Raw genomic sequence first — 16,230 nt, 5'->3', positions numbered from 1 at the left:
CTGCGGCGCAGCATCGGCAAGCCGCGCAGGCCCGTCACCAGAGCCGGAACTGGGCCTTCGCGCGGGCGAAATTCGGGTTGTAGTACGGGTCGTTGCGCAGCTGGGCCCCCCAGCGCTCGAGCATCGTGGCGACCTCCGCCTCGAAGCGGGCGCGCTTCTGCGGCGTGTCCTCCAGGCCCCGGCTCTTCGATTCGTGGTGGATCAGGCCGGCATGGGGCGTCCAGATGATGGCGTAGCCGGCCTGCCGGATGCGCAGGCAGAGGTCGACGTCGTTGAAGGCCACCGCGAGGCGCTCCGCGTCGAAGCCGCCGACCTCCCGGAAGACGCTCGCGCGCATCATCAGGCAGGCCCCGGTGACGGCGGAGACCTCCTGGGCCATCGCCATGCGGCCGAAATAGCCGGGATCCTCGGGCCCGATGCCGAGGTGGCTGTGGCCGGCGACGCCCCCCGCGCCCAGCACGACGCCGCCGTGCTGGAGCGTGCCGTCCGGGTAGGAGAGCTTGGCCCCGACCGCGCCGATGCCGGGCTCGACGGCGATCGAGACCATCTCGGCGAGCCAGCCGGGCTCCCTCACCTCGATGTCGTTGTTGAGGAAGAGCAGGAGCGGGCCGGTCGCGGCGGCGGCGCCCTCGTTCGACAGCGCCGAGAAGTTGAAGGCGCCGGGGCTCGGCAGCACGCGCACCCGCGGGTCGGCCGCGACCTCGGCGAACAGCGCCCGGGTGGCGGGCTCGCGGCTGTCGTTGTCGAGGATGATCACCTCGATGTCCGGATAGGCGGTCCCCTTGAGCAGGCCGCGCAGCGCCACCGCGAGCAGCTCGGCCCGGTCGCGGGTCGGGATCACCACGGACACGCGCGGGGCCGGGTCCGGCACGGCGCGCACGAGGCGGTTGAAGCCGAGCGGACCGCGCTCGGCCCGGTGCGGCCAGCCGCGGCGCGCGATCAGGTCGCGCAGGGCCTGGAGGCGGGCGGCCTCGGCCCGGGCGAGCGCCGTGTCCGAGAAGGTGCCCGAGCCGATCGCCGCGCGCCAGTGGTAGAGCACGTGCGGCAGGTGGCGGATGCGGTCGGGGGAGAGCCGGTCGGCGAGGCGCAGCAGCAGGTCGTGGTCCTGGCTGCCCTCGAAGCCGGGCCGCAGGCCGCCCACCTCCCGCACCAGGCTGGTGCGCACCACCGTGAGGTGGTTGATGTAGTTCTGCGCGTAGAGGAGTTCGGGGTTCCAGTCGCTCTTGAAATGCGGCTCGAAGCGCCGCCCCTTGGCGTCGACCTTGTCCTCGTCCGTGTAGATCAGGTCGAGGGACGGGTCCTTGGCGATCGCCCTGGCGACCTCGAACAGGGCGTGCTCGGGCAGGACGTCGTCGTGGTCCATGAAGGCCACGTAGGGGCCGGCCGCCAGCGCGAGGGCCGTGTTGGTGGCCCGCGCGATGTGGCCGTTCTCCGGGCGGCGGACGACCCGCACCCGCGCGTCCGCGGCGGCGGCCCGGTCGAGCAGGCGCGGCACGGCCGGGTCCGTCGAGGCGTCGTCGGCGATGCAGAGTTCCCAATGCGGGTAGAGCTGCGCCCGGACGGAGCGCAGGGCGTCCTCCAGCACCTTCGGAGCCGGGTTGTAGACCGGCATCACCACCGAGATCAGCGGCGGGTCCGTCATGGCGCCGGCCTCGGCGCGGATGCGCGCCCGGTCCGCCTCCGAGAGGGTGTCGAAGCAGCGCACCCAGGTGTCGTAGCCGGTCAGGCCCGGGGGCGTGATCGCCCGCAGCAGGCGGTTGCGCGCCCGGACGCGCTTGCCGAGGAGCCGCCAGAACACGGCCTGGCCGGCGAGGTCGGGCCGGCGCAGGAGGCCGCGGCCGAGGAGGGCGAGGCGGCTGCGCTCCCGCAGCGTCATGTCGCCGAGGGTGACCTCGGTCTCGCCGAGCATGGGCGTGACCTTGAGCGCGACGAGGCCGGCGGGCAGGCGCCCGGTCCAGGTGAAGCGGCCGTTGCCGTAGGCGCGCTCCGCGAGGCTCGTGGTCTCGTGCTGGCTCAGGCGCTCGGCCACGGCGGCGAGCTCGACCCGGCTGAAGGAGCCGCGGCCCTCGTCGCGGAAGCTGATCTCGACCCAGCGCCCGCCCAGCCCGCTGCCTCTCAGGTCGAGGACCAGGGAGGCGGCCTCGTGCGGGTCGGGCGCGAAGGCGCGGGTGGTCCGCTCGCCCCGCAGGGGGAGGATCGCCGCCTCGACGGCCCCGCGGGCGGCGCCCGCGCGGATCGGGTCCGCGTGGTCTTGGCCGCCGCGGTCTTGGCCACCGCGGTCTTGGCCGCCGCGGTCTTGGCCGCCGCGGTCTTGGCCCGCGCGGACGTGGCCGCCGCGGACTTGGCCTGCGCGCTCGCTCATCGCCGTCGCTCTCCGCTGCCCGTCCCGGCCCCCGGCGGCCGCTGTCGGCCGGCCTCCTAGCCCACCACTCCCTCGCCCGGAAAGGGGCGCCGCGCGCAAAACCGGCTTGCCAACCCCGTCCGACACCCCTATACGGCCCCTCACACCGGGGCCGCTTCCCGCATGAGCGGCCCTGCGGGGCGCGTAGCTCAGCGGGAGAGCACTACGTTGACATCGTAGGGGTCACAGGTTCGATCCCTGTCGCGCCCACCATCACACCCCATGACCCATCAGACCCCATGACATCGCAAGGGCCGCACCGCGAGGGCGGCCTTTTCTGCGTGGCGGTTCCAGGGTCATTGAGCCCGTGATCCTTGCCGCCGGCCATCGCGAATTTCCGCTCATTGTCGGGATTTCGTCGCGCGTCGGTTAACCGTCGGGCCAACCCGCGTGAACCAATCCGAACTACTTCCGATTGTCAATTCAGCCCCCAGCGGTTGTGCAATGACGATGGAGGAGAACGTTGGCCTACACGATTCGGGTCAGAGAGTTGAGGACCCGCGGGCCCGCGAACGAATTCGTTCTGGCCCATTCGATCATGGACCGTGCGCAAGCCGAACATCTCGTCGCGCGGTTGGCCACCTCGTATCCACGCCACGGTTTCGATCCCGATCGCGGGATCTACTGGTTTCAGGGCTTCAGCGGATTGCATGAGATTTGGGCGGCCGCGGACGCCTGAGCGCGCGCCGGCCCGCGCGCCGCCACGGATCGGTCTGGAGCATGATCCCCGGCCCTGGCCGGACGACGATCCCGGAACCGGCGGGGCCCGCCCGGTCGACGGGCGGGCCCTCGCGCGCCGAGGACCCGGGCCGGCCGCCGGGCTTGCGCACCGCGCCGCGCCGGCCGACATCAGGCGCGCGGAGCGGTCCCGCCGCGCCGCGATTCGGCGGGCCCGGGCCACGGCCGGGCGGCGCTGGTCGGACAGATCGGAGATCCCCGGCGATGGCCCTCACCCCCTTCCTGGCCCCGCTCGCGGGCGGCGCCCTGATCGGCGCCTCCGCGGCCCTGCTCCTCCTCGCCAACGGACGCATCGCCGGCATCAGCGGCATCGCCGGGGGCCTGCTCGGGCCGCCGGGCCGCGAGACGGCGTGGCGGGCGGTCTTCCTGGCCGGCCTCCTGCTCGGCCCGGTGCTGTTCCGCCTCGCCGCCGGCCACTGGCCTCCCGTCGAGGTCGAGGTCTCCTGGCCGGTGCTGATCGCGGCGGGCCTCCTCGTCGGCTTCGGCACGCGTCTCGGGTCGGGCTGCACCAGCGGGCACGGGGTCTGCGGCCTCGCGCGCCTGTCGCCGCGCTCCCTCGCCGCGGTCGCGGCCTTCATGGCCGCCGCCATCGTCACGGTGTTCCTGGTCCGGCACGGGGTCGCGCGATGAGGGCCGCGCCCCGCCTCCTCGCGGCCCTCGCGAGCGGCCTCCTGTTCGGCGTCGGGCTCGCCCTCTCGGGCATGATGAACCCTCGGAAGGTGCTGGGCTTCCTCGACCTGGCGGGCGCCTGGGATCCGAGCCTCGCCTTCGTGCTGGCCGGCGCGGTCGGCGTCTCGGCGCTCGGCTACGCCCTCAAGGCGCGGATGGCGGCGCCCCTCCTCGCCCCGCGCTTCGAGGTGCCGGCGAATCGCCGCGTCGACGCGCGCCTGCTCGGCGGCGCCGTCCTGTTCGGAGTGGGCTGGGGCCTGGCCGGGTTCTGCCCCGGTCCGGCGCTGGCGGGCCTCGCCCTCGGCCTGCCCTCCGTGGCGGTCTTCGTCGCGGCGATGCTCGCCGGCATGCTGCTCCACCGCCTCACCGCGGAGCGCCCGCGCCGCCCCGCGCTCAGCGCCGGGTGCTGAACTGGTCGGCCAACCGGGCCTCGGCCCCGCTCGCGGGGTCGCGCAGCACGAAGGTCAGCGGCGTCGACGCCGCCGCCGTGCCGGGCGGCGGCACGGTGACGAGGACGCGGACCTCCTCGGTGCGGTCGGGCCCGATCTCGCGCGCGAGCGCCTCGCCGACCGGGTCCCCCGCGAGGGCGAGGCGAGCGCCGGGGATCCCCTCCAGGGAGAGGTCGAGCCGGCGCGATCGGTGCTGCTTGTTGATGAACCGGACCGCGTAGGCGTTGCGCACGGCGCCGTCCGACAGCGTCACCGAGAGCGGGTTGCGCTCGTGGGCGACGTGCAGGCCGAGATCCGGGCGGGTCAGGAGCCGGGCGAGCATCGCGCTCCCCACCACCGCGATCATCGCCGCGTACAGGATCGTGCGCGGCCGGACCGGGCGGATCCGGGTCGGCAGGCCCTGCTGGCGGCGCCTCACGGCGAGGTCGCTGTCGTAGGCGATCAGGCCCGGGGGCCGGCCGATCCGGGTCATCACCGCGTCGCAGGCGTCGATGCACAGGCCGCACTGGATGCAGGAGAGCTGCAGCCCGTTCCGGATGTCGACCCCGGTCGGGCAGACGGCGACGCATTGGCCGCAATCGACGCAGTCGCCCGCCGGCGCGCCCGCCGCGCGGGCCTGCTCGGCCTTCTTGAGCGACAGGCGCGGTTCGCCCCGGTCGTACCGGTAGGTGATGTTGAGCGCTTCCTTGTCGATCAGGCTCGCCTGGATGCGCGGCCAGGGGCACATGTAGGTGCAGACTTGCTCGCGGGCGTGGCCGGCGAGCAGGTAGGTCGTGAAGGTGAGGATGCCGATCCAGAGCCAGGCCGCGAACGGCGCCTGGAAGGTGGCGAGCTGGTGCACCAGGGTCGGCGCGTCCGCGAAGTAGAGGACCCAGGCGCCGCCGGTCCACCACGCGATGGCGAGCCACGCCCCGTGCTTCAGGATTGCGCGGGCGAGACGCTCCGCGCTCCAGCCGCCGCCCGCCGCCCGCATCTGGGCGCGCCGGTCGCCCTCGATGCGGCGCTCGACGGCCAGGAACAGGTCGGTCCAGACCGTCTGCGGGCAGAGATAGCCGCACCAGATCCGGCCGGCCACCGCGTTCATCAGGAACAGCACCATCGCGGCGAGCACCAGCAGGCCGGTCACGTAGTAGAATTCCTGCGGCCAGATCTCGATGAAGAAGAAGTAGAAGCGCCGCGCCGGGAGATCGAGCAGGACCGCCTGGTCGGGCGCGTTCGGGCCGCGGTCCCAGCGCAGGAAGGGCAGCAGGTAGTAGATCCCGAGCGTGACGACGAGGAGGCCCCACTTGATGCGCCGGAAGCGGCCGTGGACCGCGGCCGGGTAGATCTTCTTGCGCGGGGCGTAGAGCGGGGCGGGGAGGGAGGTGCCGGTCATGGTCGTGTCGCCGGATCGCGGAGGCGGGCCGCGTCCAGGCTGCACCGGAGCCGCTCCCGGGTCTTTGATCTGGCGCAGCGCCGGGACGGGCCATGCCGGCCGGGGGCGCGGACGGCCCGGCGCTCACCTCACGGCGCGGCCCGGGGCGGGCCGAAGCCGCCCGGGCGCTCCGCCCGGAACACGTTGGCCTGCAGGCCGGCGATCCACTGGCGCCCGCTCACCGTCACGTCGAGGTATTTCAGCGCCCCGTCCAGGTGGGAGGACACGCTGCGCCAGAAAAAGTCCGGGTAGCGCTCCACCAGGTCGGCCGGCGAGGTGTAGCCCAGGGCGGCGTTGGTGCCGGCCTCCTCGAATTCGTGGAACAGCGCGTTCGCCTTGCGCAGGTAGAGCGGGTCGCCCATCTGGCCGATCAGGTCGGCGGCGCGCACCAGGCAGGCCTCGTCCGCCGGGTCGCGGCCCGGGCAGGTCTCCTCGGCCGGGAAGCGGGTATGCTCGATCGACCGCGCGATCCTGGCCGCGTCGAGCAGGTCCGACTGGCCGAGGCGGGCGCTCACGAACAGCTTCGAGCGCTCGACGTGGTGGGCGGTCAGCGCCGCGTCGGAGGCGCCGCGCGGCAGCACCACGCGTCCGCCGGCGGCGTCGACGACGTAGCCCTCGCGGGCCGAGTCGCCCGGCAGGATGCCGCGCACGTAGCCGATGTCGTGCATCAGGCAGGCCACCAGCAGGTGCGCCCAGTCGCCGGCGGTGACCGGCTCCAGCAGGGTCCGGCCGCGCAGGATGTCGAGCCCGACCTGGGTGACGAGCAGCGTGTGCTCCAGGTCGTGGTAGAGCGCGTCGGAATTCGCCAGGCATTCCAGCGCGAGGCGCGCGACCGAGCCGACCATCTCGGCCAGGGGCGCCTGCGTCGCCCCGAAGGTGCCCCGCAGGGCGGCCGCGAGGTGGTCGCCGAGCGCCTCGGCGGCCAGGTGGGCGGTGGTGATCATGGCCGTCGCCGCGGGGCAGGCCGTCGGGGCCCGGCCGGGCGGGCCGGGGATGGGCTCTCCGGGGCGGAGCGGGCCACCTCCGCGCGGGCCTCGGGATCCCTGGTCATCACGCACCTCGCTCCTGCGCCTCCGGCGGCGAGGGGCCGGCCGCCATCCCGCTAACGCGCCGGGCGGCGTCACGGTTGTGTCATCCGCTGGCCGGACGATCACGTCCGGACAGCGCATGGCAAGCCCGCGCGGCGCTTGAGCGAAGCCCACATCCGCCATCCCGAAGGGATCAAGCGGATGCGGGATGACGAGCCCGCGCGGCGCTTGAGCGAAGCCCACATCCGGATGGCGACGCAATCCGTCTGATCTCGTATCCCGGAACCGGCAGCGCGCCCCGGCCCTCGCCGCATCGGACGGGGCCGGAGGGGCCCGCCTACCAATCGGCGAGCGGGAAGGGCCACCGCTGCCGCGTCCGCATCTGGCCGTGCGGGTCGGGCTTCGCGCCCCGCATGCCCACCGCCATGGTGATGCTGATCGCCCCGCCGGGCGACGACAGGTCGGGCGTGCGGATCTGGATCCAGGCGTCCGGCAGCTGGCTCGCGCACCAGTCCAGGAACGTCTCGGCATCGTCGCCGTCCGGCCAAGTGCAGCCGCCGAGATACGCCCGCAGGCCCTCCCGGTGGGTCACCTTGATGGCGAGGCCGGGCCAGCGGCGCGGGTGGCCGTGGCGGAGATCGTCACGCAGTTCATGGATCACGACGCGCACGGCTGCCATCCCGGCGAGGTGCCCCGGCCGCGGTTGCGATTCGGTTAGCCCCGCCCCGCCGGCCGCGGCGCAGCCTGCTCAGCGGTACTGCTTCTCCTCGATCAGGACGGAGCCGCCGCGCAGGTTGATCTCCCGCTTCACGGCCGAGCGGCGCTCGTTCGTGGTGCTGATCCGCAGGGCGAGGGCGACCAGCTCGTCCCGGGCGGCGGCGTCCTGGGCGCAGGCGCGGATCCGGCCCTCGGCATCCCAGAGCTCGGCGTTGATCCCGCGCAGGGTGGTCTGGAGCGCCGCCACCTCCTCCGACAGGAGCCCGCTCGCCGCCAGCGCCGCGTCGAGGAGCGCGAGCTCCCGGACGACGTTCGCGCGCTTGGCGGGATCGGCGATCCGCTCGGCCTTGAGCTCCAGGATCGTGATCTTGTCGACGAGTTCGCCGAGCGACACCGGCACCCGCACGGTCCCGGGCGCGCCGTCCGGCGCGCCGGCGCCCCCCGCGAGGCCGGCGACCTCCCGCGCCATCGCGGCGGCCATCGCCTCCCAGTCGCCCCGACGCTCCTGCCGGAACAGCCGCATCGTCGGGTACCAGGCCGTCCGCTCCCCGGCGAGGCCCCAGCGCCAGTCCGGCACCGGCTTGAGCGCCACGAAGACCGGCCGGCCGAGCGCGCCCGCCACGTGGGCGACGGCCGTGTCGCTCGTCACCACGAGGTCGAGCGACATCATCACCGCCGCCGTGTCCAGGAAGGCGTCCGGGCCCGCGTCGAGGTCCGGCAGCACCGTCACGGCCATCCCGTCGGGCAGGCGGTCGAGCTGGTCGAGCCCGTGCACCTTCTGCAGGCTGACGAGCCGCACGCCCGGCACCCGCGCCAGGGGCGCGAGGCACGCGAGGGGCAGCGAGCGGCCGCGGTCGATCGCCCGGCCGGGCTGCCCCTGCCACGCCACCCCGACCCGGAATCCGGGCGGCAGCCGCGCCCTCCAGGCCGCGACCCGCTCCGGCTGCGCCGCGAGGTAGGGGCCGGCGGCGAGGTCCGCCGCATCGAGCCGCAACAGGCGCGGCAGGCTCATCAGCGGCGCGTGGGCGTGCAGGGCCGGCAGCGGCTCGTCCGGCGCGAGCACCCGCAGGAAGGGCAGGCCGCTCAGCAGGGCGCGCAGGGGTTCCTGGACGCTGAGCACCACCTCCATCCCCCGCGCGGCCGCGATCCGGGCGAAGCGCACGAACTGGATCGTGTCGCCCAGGCCCTGCTCGGCGTAGAGGAGGAGCCGCTGGCCGGCGATCAGGTCGCCCTGCCATTCGGGGCCGGGCGGGCGCGGCTCCACCCAGCCGCGCTGGCGCCGCCGCCACTCGTAGGCCTGGAACCCTTCCGCGAAGCGGCCGAGCGTCAGCAGCGTGATCGCCCGGTTGGTCAGAACCTCCGGCGCGTGCGGCCGCAGGACGAGGCTCTGCGCGTAGCTCGCCAGCGCCTCGTCCAGGTGCCCGAGCTCGTGCAGGACGTTGCCGCGGTTGCCGAGCGCGTCCGGGTCGGCAGGCCTCAGCGCCAGGGCGCGGTCGAGACTCGCCAGAGCGTCCTCGGGCCGGCCGAGGCTCACGAGCGCGTTGGCGCGGTCGAACCACGTCGCCGCGGAGGCGGGGTCGCGCGCCAGCGCGCGCTCCAGGGAGGCGAGGGAGTCCTCGGGCCGCGACAGGGCCTGCAGGGTGACGCCGCGGTCGCGCAGGGTCTCGGCGTGGTCCGGATCCAGGGCGAGGGCGCGGTCGTACCGCGCCAGGGCCGCCTCGAACCGGCCGAGGCCGAAGCAGAGGCAGGCCGCCAGGCGCGCCGCCGCGACGTTGCGCGGCTCGCGCGCCAGGAGCCGCTCGCAGCGCGCCAGGGCCGCCTCGACCTGGCCGGCCCGCTGCTCGCGCAGGGCCTCCCGCAATTCCGCCGCGCCGGTCAAGGCGAACCCCCTCCCGCCGCCCCGCCGGCTCCGAACCGGCGCGCGCCGCCCGGCCGCCGGCACCGCGCGCCCTCGCCGGTGCGGTCGGCGCGCGCCCGGGCCGGGAGGCCGATCCGCGCCGGCGCGAAGCCCGCGGCCGCGAAGAGCCCGGCGGCCGTCACGGGGCGGCCGGCGAGGCGGGCGGCGACGGCCGGCGCGGGCCCGGCGAGGGCGGCCGCGACCCGGGCCGGGCGCGCAGGGAGGGTGAGCCGCTCCGCGCCTGCGGGCGCCTCCAGCCCGCTCCGTCCGGGATGACGAGGACGCCGCCCTGGCGTTGCAGGGGCGGCCGGAAGGAGGGCGGGGTGATCTGCGAGGCGGTCTGGGCCAGCGCGGGGCCCGCGGTCAGGCTCGGGGCTGCGGCGAGGCCGAGCCGGCAGGCGGCGCGCGCGAGGCGGTGAGAGAAGGTCACTGTCGTCTCCGGCCGGGGACCGAAATGCCTCAGGGTCAGGCAACATCTGTCGAACCATGCCTCAGGGGAAAGCCGCGCGCTCTTCGCCCCGCCGCGGACCACCCGGCGGGGCATGACGGACCGTGATGCCTGGGTGACGGACGATCACCATAGGCACGGCGCGACGCCGCCGAAAGCGGCCCGCGCACGACTGGAGCGCGGGTCAGGTTCCTCTAGAGCAGGATCCGATCACGGTGCAATCGGGTCCCGCGCCGGGACCGGGCCGGCTGCGCCCGCCGGCATCGCACTGCTTCGTCGAACGCGAGGACGAAGGCATCCCGGCGCAGCGGAATTCGCGTCGCGTTTCGTTGATGGGCCGCTCTGGAAACCCGCGCGCGGGCCATGTTATAGCGCCTTCCGTTGGGGCATCCGGCGTCGGATGCTCTCCAGAAAGAGCGCGGTGCGGTCGGGATAGCGCAGAACCGAGATGAAGGAACGGAACCGACCGCGGAGAGCGGGCGAGGCGGTGGAATGGCGGCCGGGTCGGGCAGGTGCGGGCGCACCGCGCCCCGCGCGGCCCGATCTCCGTCCTCCGCGGCGCCGGGCCCGCCCGACGCGGGCGACGCCGCGATCACCGACATGCCCGGACCGCCCTTCGTGACACCGCGCCTCCCGCTCTCCCCCTGGCTCGCCGTGTCCGCCGGCCGGAGCGCCCCTGACGCGCCGGTGCGGGCGGCGCGGAATATCCCCTGACATCGCCCGGGGCGGCGGGCTCCGCTGTCCCTCGCGCCCGTGGAGCCGCGGCGCGGTGGGCGTCCCCCCTCCCAACCCTCCAGCCGAGGATCGATCCATGACTCAGCTTCCCCTGTTCTACCGCGCCGTCGTGCCCCTCGACCGGGAGGGCCATCGCGGGCTGCGGCTGGCCAACCCGCAGCGTTTCGGCTTCGCGCGCGGGAGCCACCTCGTGCCCGCCGTGGTCGACGAGTTCGCCGCCGCCTGCCGCCACCTGCCGATCCTGTTCCTGCCCGAGAGCCTCGGCCCGACCCCGGTCTTCCTCACCGGCCTGGTGCCCGGCCGCTCGGCGCTGGTGAGCGAGGACGGCACCTGGACCGGGCGCTACCTGCCGGCCTATCTGCGCCGCTTCCCCTTCATCCTGGGCGAGAGCGAGGGCCGGCCCGCGCTGGTCTGCCTCGACGACACCGCCGAGGGCGTGCTGCGCGAGGAGGATGCGGGCGAGAGCCTGGCGCTGTTCGGGGAGGACGGGGCGCAGACGCCGCCGCTGCAGGAGCGGGTGCGGCTGGTGGCGGACTATGCCGAGGCGGCCAAGCGCACGGGCGCGCTCGGGCGGGTGCTGCAGGATCTGGGGCTGCTGCGCGGGGTGACGCTGCACGGGAAGGACCCGGCGACGGGGGAGAGCCACGCCCTGCACGGGGCGCTGGTGGTGGACGAGGGCGCGCTGAACGGCCTCTCGGACGAAGTCTTCCTGCGGTTGCGCCGGGAGGGCTGGCTGGCGGCGATCTCGGCCCATCTCGTCAGCCTGCAGGCGATCGGCGACTTCGCCCTCACCTTCGCGCCGCCGGCGCCGGCGAATGCCGAGAGCCTGGGGGAGGCCGCGTGATGCGCCGCGCGATCGGGCTCCGCTCCGTCCCGGCCGCGCTCGCCGCGGCCCTCGGTCTCGCGGGGCCGGTGCTGGCGCAGCCCGCGCCCAAGCCGGCGGTCGCTCCGCCGCCCGCCGCATCGCCCGCCGCGCCGCCGGTCCCGGCCGAGCCGGAACTGACCACGGCGAGCTTCGGCGAGTGGACGCTGCGCTGCCAGCGCCTCGCCGAGGGCGAGAAGGTGACCCGGTTCTGCGAGGTGGCGCAGGCCGTCCAGGTCCAGGGTCAGGCCGCGCCCCTGGCGCAGGTCGCGCTGGGGCGGGCGCCCGGCGAGGCCGGCCTGCGGCTGACGGCGGTGCTGCCGGTGACGGTCAGCTTCCCGTCGGGCGTGCGGGTGGGCCTGGAGGGCAAGGAGGGCCGCGAGGCGGCGGCGCTCGATCTGGCCTGGCGGCGCTGCCTCCCGGCGGGCTGCGTGGCGGATGGGGCGACCAGGGAGGACGTGCTCAAGCGCTGGCGGGCCGGCAGCGAGCCGGGGCGGCTCACGTTCAAGGACGCCGCGGGCCGGGACGTGACGCTGCCGCTGTCGTTCCGCGGCCTCGATCAGGCCCTGGAGGCCCTCGCCAAGGAGCGCGCCTGACACCGGCGCGCCCGATCCGCAACGGGCGCCGCGCGGCGCCCGTCGCTCATCCCCTGCGCAGCCGCCGCGTATTCGCGCGCACCTTGCGCCGGTAGCCGCGCACGATCTTGCGGGGCGACCCGCCGGTCGCGGCCTGGACGGCCGCCTCGCCGGCCGCGGCCACCTTCTCGGCCACCATCAGCTGGGCCTCGGCCGCCGCGGCCGGGCCGCCCAGCGCGATCTTGGCGAGGCGCAGGCCGATCACCGTCTGGGCTTCGAGCCCGAGCATCGTCATCTCGATGCCGAGCTTCCACATCGAACCGACCATCGCGGCCTCCCTCCGACGGATCCGCCGCGGCGGTCCCCCCTCGATCGCGGCGCACGGCGCCGCGGCCCGGCTTGCCCCGTTCGACCGGCACCGGGACCGAAGGATCGTCGCGCGGGGATCCGCTGCCTCGGTCCCGGCCTCCCCCGGGAACCGCGGAGAGAAGGCGCGGCGGACCGATCGGTTCCGCTCCGACATGCGCGCCGGGACATGCGCGCCGGGATTCGTGTCGCCGGCACAGCCGTCAAGCCGATCCCTCGCTCGCGCCGCCCGCGCGCCGGCGCGGACCTGTGGATCCTGGGGAAGACTCGCGCCGAATCGCGCCCGCGGGGCAGATCGCCTGCCTCGCGGGCCGGCGCGGCGCCCCGCGGCCCATGGCATGAGGCATATTCCTCCGCAAAGGAAATCCAGTGGAGGCGGCTATGGAATTCCTCATCGAGCAGGATGATCCCGGCCGATGGCGGTGGCGCCTGATCGGCCGCAAGAACGAGACCTTGCTGAGATCCGACGAGACCTTCGCGTCGAGGGGCGAGGCGGCGGAGGCGGCGAGCCTGTGGTCGCGCACCATCGAGGGCGCGTCGCGGCGCATGGCGGGCGCCGTCCCGCCCCCGCGCCGCCCGCCCCGCCCGGTCCCGCGCCGCCCGATCTTCGCCCCGCACTGATCGCGGGCGCGGGACCGGTTGCCGCCTTGCCGGTTGCGCCGGCCGTGCTATCCCGCGCGGGCCCGAATCGGTCGGGCGCGCAGGACTCGCCCATGCTCCGTCACCTCACCTTGCCGGGTCTCGTGCTCGGGCTCGCCTTCCTCTGCGTCGGCCGGGCCGCGGCGTCCGAGGATCTCGTCGCCCGGTGGGAGCGGGCCGACGCGGCCTGCGGGCTCCCGTCCTCCGCGATGAGCGAGCAGGCCTGCCTCGACCGCCAGATCCTCGCGGAGCGCCTGCGGCGGGCTGGCTGGTGCGAGGCCGCGCCGACGAGCCCCTACGAGCATTGGGGCTGGCAGCGATGCCGTTCCCGCACGGCGGTGCGCCCGGCCCACCCGCGGCGCGGCTCCCGCGCCAAGGCCTGACTCGAGACCGGCCGAACTTCCCCTGTTGCGGGCCCCGCTGTCTGGCCGTGCAGCGCGGCGGCACTAGAACATCCCGGTCGCGCTCGCGCAGAGGATCGCCGTCATCTCGTCGCCTGCTCCGCCCTCGTCTGGTTCAGCGCGCCCGATCGGACGCTACGGGCTGCCGCTGCTGATCCTGCTGGTCGGCCTGATCCTGTCGGGAGGCGCGGCCCTGCAGCTCCGGCAGGTGAGTGCGGTGCGGGACGGCGAGCGGTTCGCGCGGCTCGTCGACGCGCAGGCCGAGGACATCCGCGAGCGGCTCGACACCTACGCGGCGCTCCTGCGCGGCGCGGCCGGGCTCTACGCGGCGAGCCGGGAGGTCAGCCGGGCGGAATTCGCCGCCTACGTGGCGCGGCTGCGCCTCGGGGAGCTCTATCCGGGCATCCGCGGCCTCGGCTTCGCGCAGCGCTTCGCCCCCGGCGAGCGCGAGGCGCTGCGGCGGCGGCTCGGCGCGGAGGGCGCGCCCGAGCCGTGGCCGGAGACCGGAGCGCCGGACCCCACCGCCATCGTCGCGCTCGAACCCGCGGACCGGCGCAACGCCGCCGCGATGGGCTTCGACATGTCCTCCGAGCCGACGCGCCGGGAGGCGATGGCGCGGGCCCGCGACGGCGCCGAGGTCGCGCTCTCGGGCAAGGTCGAACTCGTCCAGGAGATCGACCGCGACCGCCAGCCGGGCTTCCTGCTCTACCTCCCGGTCTACGCGGGGGAGGCCATCCCGGAGGCGGTCGCGGACCGGCGCGGCGCCCTGCGCGGCTTCGTCTACGCCCCGTTCCGGGCGGGCGACTTCTTCCCGCAGGTGGTCACCCGCCGCACCGCGGGCGGCGCGCGCGAACTCGCCTACGCGGTCCATGACGGCGCCGTGCCCGATGCCTCGGAGCCGATGCCCGAGCGGCTCCTCTACGCCTCCGCGCCCGGGGCGGGCCGGCCGGAAGCCGGCCTGGCGGCGCGGCGCGCCCTCACCCTGGCGGGCCGGACCTGGACCCTGAGCGCCGCCGCGACGCCGGCCTTCGCGCACGACCCGGCCGGGGCGCTCGCGCCGACGATCGGCGGGCTCGGCCTCGTCCTCACGCTGCTGCTCGCGGGCGGGGCCCTCGCCCAGGTCCGGGTCAGCCGGCGCTCCGAGGAGGCGCGGCTCGCGCTCCAGGAGGAGACCGCGCGCCTGGAGCGGCTCAACCGCGCCGGCGCCTCCCTGGCCGCCGAGCACGATCTCGGCCGCCTCGTCCAGAGCATCATCGACAACGCCACCGCCCTCACGGGGGCGGCCTACGGCGCCTTCTTCGAGCGCGTGCCGGCCGGGCGCGAGGGCGATCCGGAGGAGGCCTGGCGCCTGTTCAGCCTGACGGGCGCGCCGCGCGAGGCCTTCACGCGCTTCGGCCTGCCCCGTGCCACCGCGCTCTTCGCCCCGACCTTCCGGGCCGACGGGGTGGTGCGCTCGGACGACGTGGCGGCGGATGCCCGCTACGGCTCCCACGGCGGCATGCCGGAGGGCCACCTGCCCGTGCGCAGCTACCTCGCGGTGCCGGTCGTCTCCGGCTCGGGCGAGACGCTCGGCGCCCTGCTCTTCGGCCATCCCGAGCCGGGCCGCTTCGGGACCCGGGAGGAGCGCCTGATCCTGGGCTTCGCCGGGCAGGCCGGGATCGCCCTCGACAATGCGCGCCTCCTGATCTCGGTGCGCCACGAGCAGGACCGCTTCCGCGCCGCGGTGCGGGCGGTGCGGGGCGTGCTCTGGACCAACGACGCGGCCGGCCGGATGACCGGCGAGCAGCCCGGCTGGGCGGCCATCACCGGGCAGACCCGCGCCGAGTACGAGGGCTACGGCTGGGCGCGGGCGGTGCATCCCGACGACGCGCAGCCGAGCATCGACGCCTGGAACGCGGCCGTCGCGGCGCGGCGGACCTTCGTGTTCGAGCACCGGGTGCGCAGCCGCGACGGCACGTGGCGGCCCTACGCGATCCGGGCCGTGCCGATCCTGGAGCCGGACGGGCGCATCCGCGAATGGGTCGGGGTCCACACCGACATCACCGCCCAGCGCGAGGCCGAGGCCGAGCTGCGCGAGTCGAACGAGGAGATCCAGCGCTACGCCTACATCGTCTCCCACGACCTGCGGGCGCCGCTCGTCAACGTGATGGGCTTCACGAGCGAGCTCGAGGCGCTGCAGGAGGAGATCCGCGGCGCGCTCGAGGGCCACCCGCAGGCGGCGCAGATCGACGGCGACATGAGCGAGGCCCTCGGCTTCATCCGGGCGGCGATCACCAAGATGGAGGGGCTGATCGCCGCGATCCTGAAGCTGTCGCGGGAGGGGCGGCGCAATTTCCGGCCCGAGCCCCTCGACATGACGGCGGTCATCCAGGGGCTCGCCGACGCGCAGCGCCACCAGGCCGACGCGGTCGGGGCAAGGGTGAGCGTCGCGCCCGGCCTGCCGCCGATCACCGCCGACCGGCTCGCGATCGAGCAGATCTTCTCCAACCTGATCGACAACGCCCTGAAATACCTGTCGCCCGAGCGGCCCGGCCGCATCGCCGTGGCGGCCGAGGCCGCCCCGGGCGACCGCGTGCGCTTCGCCGTCAGCGACAACGGGCGCGGCATCGCGCCCCAGGACCACGCCCGGGTCTTCGAGCTGTTCCGCCGGGCGGGCGCCCAGGACCGGCCGGGGGAGGGGATCGGGCTCGCCCACGTCAAGGCGCTGGTGCGCTCCCTCGGCGGGCGCATCGAGGTGGCCTCGCGGCTCGGCGAGGGCACCACCTTCACGGTGACGCTGCCGCGCCGCCCGGTCGCGAGCGCCCCCGGGCCGGACCGGGCCGGGTTCGAGGGCACCCCGGAGGCCGCCCCCGGGGGCGCGCCCGGGATGGCGGCCGAGTGAGGGGAGGACC

15 protein-coding genes and 1 tRNA gene are annotated in these 16,230 nt (G+C 75.4%); 9 read left to right on the top strand and 7 right to left on the bottom strand.

What is annotated here, in order from left to right:
- Positions 1-34: 34 nt before the first annotated feature.
- A complete protein-coding gene (locus M446_RS01520; protein ID WP_012330304.1) occupies positions 35-2,362 on the bottom strand; it encodes a glycosyltransferase family 2 protein in 2,328 nt (775 codons plus the stop codon).
- A gap of 177 nt (positions 2,363-2,539) precedes the next feature.
- Between M446_RS01520 and M446_RS01515 the strand changes: the two genes are divergently transcribed.
- From M446_RS01515 to M446_RS01500, 4 genes are all read left to right on the top strand, one after another.
- Positions 2,540-2,614, top strand: a tRNA-Val gene (locus tag M446_RS01515).
- Positions 2,615-2,864: 250 nt separating this feature from the next.
- On the top strand, positions 2,865-3,080 hold the full coding sequence (locus tag M446_RS01510; RefSeq protein ID WP_012330303.1) for a hypothetical protein: 216 nt from the start codon (positions 2,865-2,867) through the stop codon (positions 3,078-3,080).
- A gap of 263 nt (positions 3,081-3,343) precedes the next feature.
- Positions 3,344-3,769, top strand: coding sequence for a YeeE/YedE family protein (locus M446_RS01505; RefSeq protein WP_012330302.1), 426 nt, complete (start codon positions 3,344-3,346; stop codon positions 3,767-3,769).
- Complete coding sequence (locus M446_RS01500; protein ID WP_012330301.1) at positions 3,766-4,218, top strand: DUF6691 family protein; 453 nt, start codon at positions 3,766-3,768, stop codon at positions 4,216-4,218. The genes M446_RS01505 and M446_RS01500 overlap by 4 nt, the downstream gene beginning before the upstream one ends.
- Here M446_RS01500 and ccoG read toward each other — a convergent pair.
- From ccoG to M446_RS01475, 5 genes are all read right to left on the bottom strand, one after another.
- A complete protein-coding gene (ccoG, locus tag M446_RS01495) occupies positions 4,202-5,632 on the bottom strand; it encodes a cytochrome c oxidase accessory protein CcoG (RefSeq protein ID WP_012330300.1) in 1,431 nt (476 codons plus the stop codon). The two genes, M446_RS01500 and ccoG, sit on opposite strands and share 17 nt — an antisense overlap.
- A gap of 128 nt (positions 5,633-5,760) precedes the next feature.
- Complete coding sequence (locus M446_RS01490) at positions 5,761-6,615, bottom strand: HD domain-containing protein (RefSeq protein ID WP_012330299.1); 855 nt, start codon at positions 6,613-6,615, stop codon at positions 5,761-5,763.
- Between the two features lie 421 nt (positions 6,616-7,036).
- On the bottom strand, positions 7,037-7,378 hold the full coding sequence (locus M446_RS01485; protein WP_012330298.1) for a hypothetical protein: 342 nt from the start codon (positions 7,376-7,378) through the stop codon (positions 7,037-7,039).
- A 69-nt stretch (positions 7,379-7,447) separates the two neighbouring features.
- Entirely contained in the window at positions 7,448-9,295 is a 1,848-nt protein-coding gene (locus M446_RS01480; RefSeq protein ID WP_150108562.1) for a tetratricopeptide repeat protein, read from the bottom strand.
- 157 nt (positions 9,296-9,452) lie between these two features.
- Positions 9,453-9,743 (bottom strand): hypothetical protein, encoded by a 291-nt coding sequence (locus tag M446_RS01475; protein WP_012330296.1) that lies wholly within the window; start codon positions 9,741-9,743, stop codon positions 9,453-9,455.
- 829 nt (positions 9,744-10,572) lie between these two features.
- On the opposite strand from M446_RS01475, the gene M446_RS01470 reads away from it, so the two are divergent.
- The gene (locus tag M446_RS01470; protein ID WP_012330294.1) at positions 10,573-11,340 is read left to right on the top strand and encodes a SapC family protein; all 768 of its coding nucleotides are present in this window, start codon (positions 10,573-10,575) and stop codon (positions 11,338-11,340) included.
- Entirely contained in the window at positions 11,340-11,954 is a 615-nt protein-coding gene (locus M446_RS01465; protein ID WP_012330293.1) for an invasion associated locus B family protein, read from the top strand. The genes M446_RS01470 and M446_RS01465 overlap by 1 nt, the downstream gene beginning before the upstream one ends.
- Before the next feature lie 46 nt (positions 11,955-12,000).
- Here M446_RS01465 and M446_RS01460 read toward each other — a convergent pair whose 3' ends face one another.
- A complete protein-coding gene (locus M446_RS01460; protein ID WP_012330292.1) occupies positions 12,001-12,261 on the bottom strand; it encodes a hypothetical protein in 261 nt (86 codons plus the stop codon).
- Positions 12,262-12,680: 419 nt separating this feature from the next.
- Between M446_RS01460 and M446_RS01455 the strand changes: the two genes are divergently transcribed.
- From M446_RS01455 to M446_RS39570, 3 genes are all read left to right on the top strand, one after another.
- Entirely contained in the window at positions 12,681-12,920 is a 240-nt protein-coding gene (locus M446_RS01455; protein WP_012330291.1) for a hypothetical protein, read from the top strand.
- Between the two features lie 92 nt (positions 12,921-13,012).
- On the top strand, positions 13,013-13,321 hold the full coding sequence (locus tag M446_RS01450) for a hypothetical protein (RefSeq protein WP_012330290.1): 309 nt from the start codon (positions 13,013-13,015) through the stop codon (positions 13,319-13,321).
- Positions 13,322-13,556: 235 nt separating this feature from the next.
- Positions 13,557-16,220, top strand: coding sequence for a CHASE domain-containing protein (locus tag M446_RS39570; RefSeq protein WP_012330289.1), 2,664 nt, complete (start codon positions 13,557-13,559; stop codon positions 16,218-16,220).
- Positions 16,221-16,230 lie beyond the last annotated feature (10 nt).

Source organism: Methylobacterium sp. 4-46 (assembly GCF_000019365.1).
Taxonomy (GTDB): Bacteria; Pseudomonadota; Alphaproteobacteria; order Rhizobiales; family Beijerinckiaceae; genus Methylobacterium.
Note: the sequence above shows the minus strand (reverse complement) of the source record. Positions and strands in the feature narration are given on the sequence as shown.

Coding starts and splice junctions, on each gene's coding strand:
- M446_RS01520 (WP_012330304.1), bottom strand. CDS start 2,362: ATGAGCGAGCGCGCAGGCCAAGTCCGCGGCGGCCACGTCCGCGCGGGC.
- M446_RS01505 (WP_012330302.1), top strand. CDS start 3,344: ATGGCCCTCACCCCCTTCCTGGCCCCGCTCGCGGGCGGCGCCCTGATC.
- M446_RS01500 (WP_012330301.1), top strand. CDS start 3,766: ATGAGGGCCGCGCCCCGCCTCCTCGCGGCCCTCGCGAGCGGCCTCCTG.
- ccoG (WP_012330300.1), bottom strand. CDS start 5,632: ATGACCGGCACCTCCCTCCCCGCCCCGCTCTACGCCCCGCGCAAGAAG.
- M446_RS01490 (WP_012330299.1), bottom strand. CDS start 6,615: ATGATCACCACCGCCCACCTGGCCGCCGAGGCGCTCGGCGACCACCTC.
- M446_RS01485 (WP_012330298.1), bottom strand. CDS start 7,378: ATGGCAGCCGTGCGCGTCGTGATCCATGAACTGCGTGACGATCTCCGC.
- M446_RS01470 (WP_012330294.1), top strand. CDS start 10,573: ATGACTCAGCTTCCCCTGTTCTACCGCGCCGTCGTGCCCCTCGACCGG.
- M446_RS01465 (WP_012330293.1), top strand. CDS start 11,340: ATGCGCCGCGCGATCGGGCTCCGCTCCGTCCCGGCCGCGCTCGCCGCG.
- M446_RS01460 (WP_012330292.1), bottom strand. CDS start 12,261: ATGGTCGGTTCGATGTGGAAGCTCGGCATCGAGATGACGATGCTCGGG.
- M446_RS01455 (WP_012330291.1), top strand. CDS start 12,681: ATGGAATTCCTCATCGAGCAGGATGATCCCGGCCGATGGCGGTGGCGC.
- M446_RS01450 (WP_012330290.1), top strand. CDS start 13,013: ATGCTCCGTCACCTCACCTTGCCGGGTCTCGTGCTCGGGCTCGCCTTC.